The sequence below is a fragment of the Melioribacter sulfuriphilus genome (assembly GCF_052656625.1).
This window is the reverse complement of the sequence record NZ_JBQXXK010000004.1, coordinates 79243-91865: the sequence shown is the minus strand read 5'-3', so window position 1 is coordinate 91865 and position 12623 is coordinate 79243. Positions and strand designations below refer to the sequence as shown.

The following is a 12623-nucleotide window of genomic DNA, read 5'->3' as shown; positions in this document are numbered from 1 at the left end:
AAAGCCCGATTAAATGTCGGGCTTTTTTATTTTAAAATAAATGAAAAATTAATAAGGCAACGGTGCGAGAGTCCCGCCGTTGGCGGGATAAAATCCGGTAGCTGCCAGGATTAAAATTAAAGCCCGACTAAATATCGGGCTTTTTTATTTTTAAAATAAATGAAAAATTAATAAGGCAACGGTGCGAGAGTCCCGCCGTTGGCGGGATAAAATCCGGTAGCTGCCAGGATTAAAATTAAAGCCCGATTAAATGTCGGGCTTTTTTATTTTAAAATAAATGAAAAATTAATAAGGCAACGGTGCAAGAGTTCCGCCCTTGGCAAGATGTTTAATAGTAAAAATTATATTTATTTTAGGTGTAAAAGGTCTTCTATATTACGTGTCAAATCCTTGGCTATCTTAACATTAAATTTCCTTTCCGCCGAGCTTTTCTATAACAGCCCTGGTTAGAGGATCAACTTCTTCTAAATTGGAATGACTTTTTGCTTTTGATATGTTGAATTCAATCTTTTTACCAAAAACTTCTTTTGTCTTTTGTTCTAAATAATTTTTGTGGTCATTAATAATGTCAAAGTCATCGGGGTGCTCAACTTCCAGCACAATATGGTTGTCAATAAAATCGATAGGATTAGTTTTGGTTAAAAGCGATCCGAAAAAAAGTTTTTCAGATTTTACCTGTTCAACAAATTCGTTCCATCTAGAGATGATACTTTTTAATTCTTTTTCGTCCTTAGGTGAAGGCGAAATGAATTGCTTTACTTCAGGTACATTGACCTCTTCTTTAAAAGCTGGTCTTACATTCGATATTTTCTGTTTAACATTTTGTATGCCGGCAGATTCTATGTTTTTGCTAGCCGATGTTGAAGATATTTGTTTGATAATTTCGCTAATTGTTGCAGTTTTTTCCAAACCAATTAATTGACACAAAGCAATTTCGATTTTGAGTCTTTGATCGGTAGCAGATTTGATTTCATACTGAGTTTTATTTATAAATGTTAATATCCGCAGTAAGTCGCTTTCAGAAAAACTATCTTTATATTGCATATATTTTTGTTTATACAAATCTGCTGCTTCTACAAGATCAGTAGATTTTCTTAAAACCACAGTAAAAATATTTCTGAAATGTTCATTTAGCTCGTTCAAAAAATCGATAAAGTTCCAGCCATTATCATAGATTATGCGTGTAACTTCGAATGCTGTATTGAAATCTCTGGTAATTATTGCATCGGAAATCCGAAAATAAATATCCTGGTCGATTAAATTTAGCATTTGTGAAATTTCTTCTGAACTAACTTTTTTGCCACTGTATGAGACAATTTGGTCAAAAAGGCTTTCAGCGTCTCTCAGTGCTCCGTCGGCTTTCTTAGCTATTAACGAAAGAGCAGTGTCGTCAATATCGATATTCTCTGCTCTGGCTATCTTAGAGAGGAGATCCTTTATTGTATTTAATTCGATTCTTCTAAAGTCAAATCGCTGGCAGCGCGAAACGATTGTCAAGGGGACTTTATGAACATCGGTAGTGGCAAAGATGAAAAGAGTATGTTCAGGTGGCTCTTCCAGTGTTTTTAAAAGTGCATTAAAAGACTCGGGTGTTAGCATATGAACTTCGTCGATGATATAAACTTTGTAATTTCCTTTAGTAGGAGCATACTTTACAGATTCCCTCAAAGATCGGATCTCCTCAATTCTTCTATTAGAAGCACCGTCGATCTCTATCACATCGAGAGATTGAGAATTTAGAAAAGAGATACACATTTCGCATTCGTTACATGGTTCTCCATCGACTGGATTGAGACAATTGAGGGCCTTCGCTAATATACGTGCAGTAGTTGTTTTGCCTACTCCACGAGGACCAGCGAAAAGATAGGCATGAGCTATACGATTGTTCTTAATGGCATTTTTCAGTGTGGTGGTTATATGCTCCTGACCAACTACTTCCTCAAATTTTTGAGGCCGCCATTTACGCGCTGTTACTAAGAAATTACTCATAATGTTATATCGTTATCCGTTCTAATTTATCTAAATTTAATTTTTCAGACAAAATTTCCACGAGGCGTTCAAGGTAAATTTTATCCGTGTTGTTAAATGCCGAAGGAATATAACTGTCTAAATCCAGTACTCCATATTTAATCTTATCTTTGATAATAGGAACTACTATCTCTGATTTTGAATCGGCGTCACAATAGATATGACCAGGAAATTTTTCTACATCTTCAACTATAATGGTATGTCCGGCTTCAATTGACTTCCCGCAAACTCCTTTCCCAAAGTTGATTTTTGTACAGGCTGTTTTACCCTGGAAAGGACCGAGATAAAGAATTTCGTCTTTGCTAAAATAAAAACCAACCCAGCTAATCTTTTCAAAAGTCTCTTTCAAAAGTGCTGTAATATTCGATAAATTTGACAATAGAGGTACGCTCTCGTCAATTAAACTCAAAGCTTGTTTAATGACCAGTTTATATTTTTCTTCCTCTGGAAGAGTAGGATCTATCTGAAAGAAATATTCCATTATTTTCTACTTTTTTTAGTCGTTGTTTTCTTTTTCCTTGTTCTGGTTGTTTTCTCAAACACATATGGAATAGCATCTTTAATATTTTCGATCGGAATAATTTGAAGACCCTCTTTTACTTCGGGTTTGATCTCGCTTAAATCTTTTTCGTTATCTTTTGGAATAAGAACGATCGACATACCGTTTCTTTGTGCTGCAAGTAATTTTTCGTTCAAACCTCCAATCGGAATTACTTTACCTCGCAGTGTAATTTCACCGGTCATAGCAACGTCGTTGCGAGCCGGTTTACCGCTGAAGACTGAATAAAGTGCCATAGCCATTGTTATTCCTGCCGAAGGTCCATCTTTTGGAATAGCGCCTTCGGGTAGATGGATATGAATTTCTTTGCCTTTATTGAAATTTGACGGTAAACCCAATTCTTTAGCATTCGAACGGAGATAACTTAATGCAGCGAGTGCAGATTCTTTCATAACATTACCGATTTGTCCTGTAAGCGTAAGTTTTTCCTGACCTTCCATCACAGTGGCGTCGACCTGCAAGATTTCGCCTCCGACACTCGTCCATGCCAGACCAGTAACGCTTCCAACGCGCAATTCTTTGTCGGCTTTTTTAGGACGAAAACGGGGTACCCCGAGATATTTTTCAATTGTTTCCGGTGTTATTATAATCGTCGGTTTTGTTTTTTTTCTGCCGTTTGAAGAAATTATAATCTCATGGGCGGTTTTTCTAAAAACGGATGCTATTTCACGTTCAAGATTTCTTACCCCAGCTTCTCGAGTATATTCATTAATGATTTTTTTAATTGCTTCATCCTGAATTTCAATTTTAAATTTATCCAGTCCATGAGCTTTTAACTCTTTGGGAATGATATGTCTTTTGGCAATTTCAAGTTTCTCAAATTCAAGGTAGCCGGGCAATTCGATTATTTCCATTCTATCCTGAAGTGGAAGAGGAATGTTATATCTCACGTTGGCTGTGGTAATAAACATTACCTGCGATAGGTCATAATCGACATCTAAATAATGATCGTTAAAAGAATGATTTTGTTCTGGGTCCAGAACTTCGAGCATAGCCGAAGACGGATCTCCTCGAAAATCCATGCTCATCTTATCGATTTCGTCAAGAAGCATTACGGGATTGATGGTTTTAGCTTTTTTCATCGATTGAATAATTTTTCCCGGCATCGAACCGATATATGTTCTGCGGTGTCCTCTAATTTCAGCTTCATCACGTACACCGCCCAGTGAAATCCTTACAAAATTTCTCCCGAGCGCTCTTGCAATTGACTTTCCCAACGAAGTTTTTCCAACTCCGGGAGGTCCTACAAAACAAAGTATTTGTCCCCTCATACTTTTAACGAGATTAAGAACTGCAATATGTTCGACTATTCTTTCTTTCGGTTTTTCAAGTCCGTAATGGTCTTCGTCGAGAATTTTTCTAACATTTTTAACATCAAGATTGTCGCGTGTTTTCTTGTGCCATGGAACCGCAATTAACCAATCGAGATAGTTTCTTATTACTGTGGCTTCGGGAGAAGAAGGAGGGGTTTTCTTTAGTTTATTTAATTCGTCAATTGCTTTTTCATAGACTGGTTGCGGCATTTTCGCTTTTTCAATCTGTTCTTTCAATTTGACAAATTCAGGAGCAATTTCCTCTTCATCTCCCAGTTCTTCCTGTAATATTCTAATCTGTTCCTGTATAATAAATTTGCGTTGTGTCTTAGCAATATTTTCCTGGACTTTATTCTCGATCTCTTTTTCTATCTTGAGAATTTCTATTTCTGAAGTGAGTATTCTAATAACTTCGTAAAGTTGGTCTTTGAGCGAAAAGTTCTGCAATATCTTTTGCTTAACTTCGATAGATTGATTTATGTTAGCGGCAACATAAAATAGTTTTCTGTCAGGCTCGTCGATATTTTCGAATGCATTAATTGCTTCGGGCGGAATTGCTTTGTTGATCTTTACATACTCTTTGAAAAGGTTGGTCATTTGACGCAATAATGCATTAAGCTCGCGTGGATTTTCTTCCGTCGGCGTTATAACTTCCAACTCAGCTTCAAAAAATTCTTTTCTGTCCGTAAAGCGTACAATTCTACCCTGTATAACACCGTCGACCAAAATCTTAAGTAAACCGTTGGGGAGTTTAAGAATCTGGATAATCTTTGCTATTGTCCCTTCCGGATAAATATCCTCTGCAGTTGGCTCCTCGATCGATGCCTTCTTTTGTGCAGCAAGAAAAATATATTTGGAAGTTTCAAGTGCATAATTAGCAGCCCTTATCGATTGTTCTCTACCGACGAGTACGGGAAAAATCATGTATGGAAAAACAACCGTATCCCTCAATGGCAGCACAGGTAGTTTATTGGGGATATCCTCGATCATCGAATAATCAGTTTCGCTGGCTTTAATTTTATCTTCCATAAAAAACTTTGTTCCTCTGGATTATTTGAATTAAATATACATAATAATGAGTAAGCTATCAATTAATATAAACAGGTTGTAGAAGTTACAAATTTTATTCCCACAAAAATACTATTTTTGAGTGATATAATTTTTATTTATATGGAGTATAAATGCTTGACAAAGTAATAGAGGTTGCAAAAATAGCAGGCGAAATAATAAAAGAAGGCTACAGAAAGAATGTATCCGTTGAGTATAAAACCAATTTAGCAAATCTTGTTACAGAGGTAGACAAAAAATCCGAAAAAGCAATTATTGAATTCATTACATCAAATTTCCCCGGGCATTCGATACTGGCTGAAGAAAGTGGTGTTAAAGAAATGGATTCAGAATATAAATGGATTATCGATCCATTAGACGGGACGACGAATTTCGCGCACGGACTCCCTATTTTTTCGGTTTCGATTGGAGTGCAAAAAAACAACGAGATTATATGCGGTGTTGTGTTTGATATAATGAGAGATTCAATCTACAGTGCTGAAAAAGGAAGTGGAGCCTTTTGCAACAATCGAAAGCTAAAAGTAAGTTCGAATGACGATTTGAGAAAAAGTTTACTTGTAACGGGTTTTCCGTATAATATTGATGAAAATCCCGACCATGCAATTGAGCGTTTCGAGATATTTCTTAAGAATTCCAGAGCGGTCAGACGTCTCGGATCAGCGGCTATCGACTTATGTTATGTGGCCGAGGGTATTTTTGACGGCTTCTGGGAAGTCTACTTAAATCCGTGGGATATGGCTGCTGGTAAATTAATTATCGAAGAAGCAGGTGGTGTAGTGACCAATTTTAAAAATGAACCGTTAGATCTAAATGGTAAACAGATTCTTGCCACAAACGGTAAGATTCATAATAAAATGCTGAGTCTGCTCAACAGCTTCTGATGCTTGTTAAATTGAGGTTATTATTATAATTTTGTAGCCAATAATAGAACCGATTCGTAAGAACGGTTACTGTAATTAAATAACATTATTAAATAAGAAAGACAGGACTTGATCCTCGGGACAGGTACCATAAAGTAGGTCAAAGCTTCTTTTCAAATCGCTCGCTGCTCGATTGTACTCGCCCGGCATTAGTCCTGTAAATGAATTAGATGAAAACAGTATCTGAATTTAGAAAATCGAAATCGGAAAGAAAAATTTCGGTTGTAACCTGCTACGACTATTGGTCAGCAAGGATAATTGACGAATCGGGTATTGACGCGGTTCTGGTCGGCGATAGTCTTTCGATGGTAATTCACGGCTTTGAAACTACTGTAAACGCCGATATTGAATTAATGGTTCTACATACATCTGCAGTTAAACGAGGGGTCAAAAACAAACTAATAATAGCCGATCTGCCTTTTCTTGCGCATCGAATGGGTAGGGATAAGCTGATGGAAAATGCAGGGAAGTTAATAAAAGCTGGAGCACAAGCATTAAAAATTGAAGGAGGGGATGGTAACACAATCGATTCAATTGGATACCTGGTTGAATCCGGTATTCCTGTTATGGGACATCTTGGTTTGACACCGCAATCTGTCCATCAATTCGGCGGATTTAAATTGAGAGGAAAAGAAAAAAAAGATGCAGATTATATAATTGAAAGCGCAGTGAAACTCGAAGCTGCAGGATGTTTCGGAATTGTTCTCGAAATGATTCCTTCAGAGATTGCTAAAATAGTTACGGAAAAAATTTCGATTCCAACAATTGGTATTGGCGCGGGAATGTACACCGACGGGCAAGTGCTAGTTCTTCATGATATGTTAGGATTTAATAAAGATTTTAGTCCGAAATTCCTAAGAAAATATCAGGACGGTTATAGCCTGATTAAAGAAGCATTAAACAATTATTCGCGTGATGTCAAAAATGGAAATTTCCCGAATATAAATGAGAGCTACTGATGACACAAATAGTAAAAAAAATTTCCGAGTGGAAATCTATAAGAAATACCATCGTTAATAAAACAATTGGTTTCGTTCCAACAATGGGTGCTTTACATCGCGGCCACGAATCATTAATCGAAAGAAGTATAGATGATAATGACATTACAGTTGTAAGTATATTTGTCAATCCGACACAATTCAACGACCCGCAGGACCTGGAAAATTATCCCAGAACTTTTGAAGAAGATCTTCTGATATTGAATTCACATAATGTGGATTATCTATTTTATCCAGACTATGAAGAAATTTATAACGACAATTACAGGTATAAAATCAGCGAATCCGATTTGAGTAAAATTCTCTGCGGAAAATTCAGACCCGGTCATTTTGATGGAGTACTTACCGTGGTCATGAAACTTTTTAACATAATAAAACCGCATAAAGCTTATTTCGGCGAAAAAGATTATCAGCAGCTGAAATTAATTGAAGGGATGTGCAGGGCGTTTTTTATCGATACAGAAATTGTCCCTTGCCCTATCGTAAGGGATGAAGATGGACTTGCGCTGAGTTCGAGAAATAAATTACTTACTGAAGAAGAGCGAAAGTTTGCACTTAATTTCCCGCGCCTTTTGAAATCAAATAAATCGAAAGAGGACTTATTCAAAGAACTCGAAAATCTTGGTTTCAAAGTTGATTATATCGAAGAGCTGGACGGTAGAAGATTTGGTGCTGTACATGTAGGAAAAGTTAGGTTGATTGACAATGTTAAACTCTAAAAAAATACTAATCGGGATTACAGGTTCGATTGCAGCTTATAAGGCGCTTTATTTGATTTCACGATTGGTTCAGGAAGGCTGCGATGTTAAAGTAGTGACTACAAAGTCGGCACTGCAGTTTATAGGGAAAGCTTCGATCGAAGGGCTTACAGGAAATCCAGTTTATAACGATTTATTCGAAACTGGCGCTGTAATGAGTCACATTAATTTGATCAAGTGGTGCGATATTTTTGTGATTGTGCCCGCTACGGCCAATATTATAAATAAAATTGCTGGTGGCATCGCCGATGATTTGCTGACTTCGCTTGCTCTGGCAAGAGATAAAAACACGCCTTTTCTTTTGGCTCCGGCAATGAACACTAATATGTATTTTAATCCTGCTACACAGTCGTCTATCAAAAAGTTAATGGAATTCGGTATCGATGTTTTACCAACGGCAGAAGGTTATCTTGCTTGTGGAGATGAGGGCGCTGGTAAGCTTTTAGAGCCCGATATTATTTTTAATTTTATTAGAGCGTATTTGCTTAAAAAAGAGAGAAGCCGTAAAAAATTAAAAATTTTGATTACTGCAGGCGCTACGAAAGAAAATATCGACGGGGTTCGATTCCTTACCAATTTGAGTACAGGCAGGACGGCGGCTGTAATGGCCAATTATTTTAATTCACGAGGACACATTGTCGACTATCTTTCGTCGAAAGATGCAGCTAAACCGGCTCTCATAAATAATATACATTACTTCACCGACTTTGTAAGTCTGGATAATCAATTGAAATTGTTGCTTGGGAAAAATGATTATGACCTTGTCATTCATAATGCTGCAGTGAGTGATTATTCTCCAGTTTCAATAGAAACAACAAATAAGAAAATTGAGTTACCGGCGTTGACTAAGCTATCGTCGGATTTCGACAGTATTAGAATTAATTTTAAGAGGAACCATAAAATTCTTACAAATCTAAGAGAATATAGTCGGGAAAAAAGTATTTTCATCGTTGGATTTAAATTTACAAATACACTGAATGAGGACCAAAGAAGAGATGCGGTAAATAAACTTTTTATGGAAAGTAATTGCGATCTGGTAGTGCAGAATGATTTGAACGATCGTACAAATGACGGTGTACAACAAAATTTTAATCTTTATGACAAAGACGGAAAAATAGTTTCGTCTATCGATCCTTTTACTCTTGCTATGCATCTGGAAAATTATATTGAAAAAATAAACGGAATAGAAAATGATTATATGTCTTGATGTTGGGAATTCTCACATTTACGGAGGATTGTACCGTAATTCCGAATTGGTATTACAATTCAGGAAGACATCACGCGAACGCTTCACGTCAGATGAATTCGGAGTTTTTTTAAGGAGCGTACTGAAAGAAAATAATTTTACGCCTGAGGAAGTTAGCGACATATCCATTTGCAGTGTTGTGCCCGATCTCAATCATTCAATTCGTTCTGCGGCATTAAAATATTTCGGTATCGAGCCGTTTTTTTTGAAAGCGGGTGTGAAGACGGGGCTAAAAATAAAATACAGGAATCCGCTTGAAGTAGGTGCTGATAGAATTGCAAATGCAATTGCGGCGGTCGACAAATTCCCCGGAAAAAATCTGATTGTTGTCGATTTTGGTACTGCCACTACTTTCTGTGTAATCAGCAAACAAAAAGAATATTTAGGAGGAGTTATTATTCCAGGTGTGAAAATATCGATGGAAGTTCTGGAAAGTTCAACTGCTCAATTACCTGCTGTGGAAATAATCGAAGCTAAGGAAGTTGTAGGTCGCTCGACAGTCGAAAGTATTCAATCAGGACTGTATTTCGGGCAAATTGGTATGGTTAATGGAATCAAAAAAAGAATTATCGAAGAAGCTTTCGGAGATGATAAACCAGTGGTAATTGGTACGGGAGGATTTTCGCGGCTATTTGAATCAGCAGGCTTGTTCGATATTATTATTCCTACATTGGTACTTGATGGTTTATACAAAGCAATATTAATTAACAGAGAAACAGAAAAATGAAAAGAACATTACTAAAATCAAAACTGCACAGGGCAATTGTTACATCAGCCGACTTGAATTACGAAGGCTCAATTTCAATTGATAGAGAATTATGTGAACTGGCAGACATTAAAGAATTTGAAAAAGTTGATATTTATAATATCAATAATGGAGAACGTTTTTCGACGTACGTTATTTATGGTGGTAAAGGGGAAATAGGGTTAAATGGAGCGGCAGCCAGATTAGTACACCCTGGCGATTTAATCATTATTGCCAGCTATGCCCTCTTCGACGAGACAGAGATTATAAATTTCAAACCTAAAATCCTGCTCCTCGACGACCAAAACCGTGTAAAATAATTTGCAGTAAGATTTCTCTTTTCATATTTTTGTAAGCCAATGTCGAAAAAAATTATTATAGCAATAGATGGTCCTGCTGGCTCGGGTAAATCGACAGCCGCAAAGAATTTAGCCCGTAAGCTTAATTTCACTTATCTTGATACCGGAGCGATGTATCGGGCAATTACATACTTTGCTTTAAAGAGCGGCATTGTCGACGATGCAGACGCTGTGGTAGAGATGACCAAAAATTTGGATTTAAAATTACGTTACGAAAACGGAATTACCCGTGTATTTGTTAACGGGGAAGAAATTACAGACAAAATCAGATCGGCTGAAGTTAATTCAAAAGTGAGCGAAATCAGTGCAATCCCGTGTGTGCGTAAGGAAATGGTTAAACTACAACGGTCAATCGGAAATGATTGCAATATAATAGCTGAAGGACGCGATATAGCAACTGTGGTTTTTCCCGATGCCGATGTGAAAATCTTTTTAACTGCTTCGCTCGACGAGAGAGCTAATAGAAGATTTAAAGAATATCAGGAAAATAATGTTAGTATTACTTTTGAAGAAGTAAAAAATAATCTTGCTAAACGAGATGCAATTGACAGTGGTCGGGACATTGCACCTCTTAAAAAAGCCGACGACGCTTTTGAAATTGACAATACTGGTTTAACTCCTGATGACGATCTGGAATTATTGGTCAAAAAAATTCAAGAAGCTCTGGAAAAAAAAGGAATTCAGTTGAAAAGTTTATTGCCATCGTAATTAACTCTATGTGTAACAAATTATTACTGCTTCGGCTTTTTTGATGGCAGAAAGACGTAAGCAGTTAACATTAGGAGGACTAATGTCCGATAAACAAGAAAATCTAAGAAATCAATCAGACATCGTCAAATTTATCAATCCGGAAGAATATTCAGAAGAAGAGCTTAAAGCGCTTACCAAGCTTTATTCTGAGTCTTTCAGAGATATTAAAGAAGACGAAATTATTCAGGGTACAATTGTCGGAATCCATGGGGATAACGTAGTTATCGATGTTGGCTATAAAACCGACGGTACCATTCCGAAATCGGAATTTTCAGCTACCGAAGAAATTAAGATTGGCAACAAAGTCGATATTGTTATCGAAAGCTTTGAAGACGAAGACGGTAATCTCGTATTGAGTAAGAAAAGAGCAGACTTCCTCAAAGTCTGGTCGCGTGTTCTTAAAGCTTACGAAAACGACGAAGTAATTCAGGGTAAAATACTCAAACGAATCAAAGGTGGTATGGTTGTCGATCTTATGGGTATAGAAGCCTTTTTGCCCGGTTCCCAGATCGATATAAGACCTGTTAGAGATTTTGATGCCTTCGTAGGTCAAACAATGGATTTTAAAATTGTCAAAGTAAATATTCCCACTGAAAATATCGTTGTTTCGCATAAAGTTCTTATCGAAGAGACAATTTCTGATCAGCGCAAAGAAATTCTTGACAAGCTCGAAAAGGGACAGATACTCGAAGGCATAGTAAAAGCCATTACCGATTTCGGTGTATTTGTAGACCTCGGCGGTGTAGATGGTCTTATTCACATTACCGATTTAAGCTGGGGCAGAATTAACCATCCGAGCGAAGTAGTTAAACTTGATGAAAAAATAAAGGTTGTCGTTACCGACTTCGACAAAGAAAAGAAGCGAATTTCGCTTAGCTTGAAACAACTCATGCCACATCCATGGGAAAATATCGACGCAAAATACAAAGTGGGCGATAAAGTTTCCGGCCGTGTTGTCTCGCTTACCGATTATGGTGCATTTATCGAAATCGAAAAAGGTATCGAAGGTTTAATCCATATTTCTGAAATGAGCTGGACTCAACATATTAGTCATCCATCGCAATTCGTATCGATGGGACAGATTGTGGAGGCAGTTATTTTGAGCCTCGATAAGGAAGAAAAGAAAATTTCTCTCGGTATGAAGCAATTGACGCCGGATCCATGGCAGGATATAGTTAAGAAATATCCCGTCGGTTCGCGCCATACAGGTATTGCCAGAAATCTTACTAATTTTGGCGTCTTTGTTGAACTCGAGCCTGGAGTTGACGGTCTTATTCATATTTCCGATTTGTCGTGGACAAAGAAAATTCGTCACCCCGGCGAAGTCGTTAAAAAAGGCGAAAGCATTGAAGTTGTTGTTCTGAGTGTCGATACCGAACAACGTAAAATATCACTTGGCCATAAACAAATTAATCCCAACCCATGGGACAACTTTGAATCAGTTTATGCAGCAGGCACAAAAACCGAAGGCAAAGTTGTACGTATAATCGAGAAAGGTCTGATAGCCGAATTGCCTCTGGGAGTAGACGGATTTATTCCGGCAACTCAATTGTCGCCATCGAAAATAAAAAATCTATCGTACTGTTTCCCGGTAGGAACGACACTCGAACTTAAAGTTGTCGAGTTCGATAAAGAGAACAAGAAAATAGTCTTGAGCGCTCTTGCAGTCTTGAAAGAGAAATCCGACGATGAAATAGCAGAATATATCACTACACATAAGCTGGATAAAGTATCTGTAGATGATATTAAACAGGCTGACGCAGGTAAATTTGATTCGTCAGATTTCAATTTATATGAAGACCGGATTCCGCCACAGATGCCTCAAGCGCCTCAACAGGAATCTAAAGAAGCTGAAGAAAAATCAGAATAAAAGCAATTG

11 protein-coding genes are annotated in these 12623 nt (G+C 37.3%); 8 read left to right on the top strand and 3 right to left on the bottom strand.

The window, feature by feature from the left end:
• Window positions 1-405 precede the first annotated feature (405 nt).
• Genes dnaX through lon form a run of 3 tightly spaced genes read right to left on the bottom strand, consistent with a single transcriptional unit; the run spans window position 406 to window position 4929 of the window.
• Window positions 406-1989, bottom strand: a complete 1584-nt coding sequence (dnaX, locus tag ACUN8G_RS05990; RefSeq protein WP_437346507.1) for a DNA polymerase III subunit gamma/tau — start codon at window positions 1987-1989, stop codon at window positions 406-408.
• Between the two features lie 4 nt (window positions 1990-1993).
• Window positions 1994-2509 (bottom strand): free L-methionine (R)-S-oxide reductase MsrC, encoded by a 516-nt coding sequence (msrC, locus tag ACUN8G_RS05985; RefSeq protein WP_437346508.1) that lies wholly within the window; start codon window positions 2507-2509, stop codon window positions 1994-1996.
• A complete protein-coding gene (gene lon / locus ACUN8G_RS05980) occupies window positions 2509-4929 on the bottom strand; it encodes an endopeptidase La (protein ID WP_437346509.1) in 2421 nt (806 codons plus the stop codon). The genes msrC and lon overlap by 1 nt, the downstream gene beginning before the upstream one ends.
• 152 nt (window positions 4930-5081) lie before the next feature.
• Here lon and ACUN8G_RS05975 point away from each other — a divergent pair, with 152 nt between their 5' ends.
• The 8 genes from ACUN8G_RS05975 to rpsA all read left to right on the top strand — a co-directional run bounded on the left by ACUN8G_RS05975 (window position 5082) and on the right by rpsA (window position 12614).
• Window positions 5082-5849, top strand: coding sequence for an inositol monophosphatase family protein (locus ACUN8G_RS05975; RefSeq protein ID WP_437346510.1), 768 nt, complete (start codon window positions 5082-5084; stop codon window positions 5847-5849).
• A 209-nt stretch (window positions 5850-6058) separates the two neighbouring features.
• Window positions 6059-6847: a 3-methyl-2-oxobutanoate hydroxymethyltransferase gene (panB, locus tag ACUN8G_RS05970; RefSeq protein ID WP_437346511.1), complete on the top strand. Its 789-nt coding sequence runs from the start codon at window positions 6059-6061 to the stop codon at window positions 6845-6847.
• Window positions 6847-7605, top strand: coding sequence for a pantoate--beta-alanine ligase (panC, locus tag ACUN8G_RS05965; RefSeq protein WP_437346512.1), 759 nt, complete (start codon window positions 6847-6849; stop codon window positions 7603-7605). Before panB ends, panC begins: the two co-directional genes overlap by 1 nt.
• The gene (gene coaBC, locus ACUN8G_RS05960; protein ID WP_437346513.1) at window positions 7592-8851 is read left to right on the top strand and encodes a bifunctional phosphopantothenoylcysteine decarboxylase/phosphopantothenate--cysteine ligase CoaBC; all 1260 of its coding nucleotides are present in this window, start codon (window positions 7592-7594) and stop codon (window positions 8849-8851) included. Before panC ends, coaBC begins: the two co-directional genes overlap by 14 nt.
• Entirely contained in the window at window positions 8835-9617 is a 783-nt protein-coding gene (locus ACUN8G_RS05955) for a type III pantothenate kinase (protein WP_437346514.1), read from the top strand. Before coaBC ends, ACUN8G_RS05955 begins: the two co-directional genes overlap by 17 nt.
• Entirely contained in the window at window positions 9614-9955 is a 342-nt protein-coding gene (gene panD, locus ACUN8G_RS05950; RefSeq protein WP_437346515.1) for an aspartate 1-decarboxylase, read from the top strand. The genes ACUN8G_RS05955 and panD overlap by 4 nt, the downstream gene beginning before the upstream one ends.
• A gap of 39 nt (window positions 9956-9994) precedes the next feature.
• Window positions 9995-10702 carry a (d)CMP kinase gene (cmk, locus tag ACUN8G_RS05945; RefSeq protein ID WP_437346516.1) on the top strand — a complete coding sequence of 236 codons (708 nt, stop codon included), beginning with the start codon at window positions 9995-9997 and terminating at the stop codon, window positions 10700-10702.
• Between the two features lie 82 nt (window positions 10703-10784).
• Window positions 10785-12614 carry a 30S ribosomal protein S1 gene (gene rpsA, locus ACUN8G_RS05940; protein WP_437346517.1) on the top strand — a complete coding sequence of 610 codons (1830 nt, stop codon included), beginning with the start codon at window positions 10785-10787 and terminating at the stop codon, window positions 12612-12614.
• Window positions 12615-12623 lie beyond the last annotated feature (9 nt).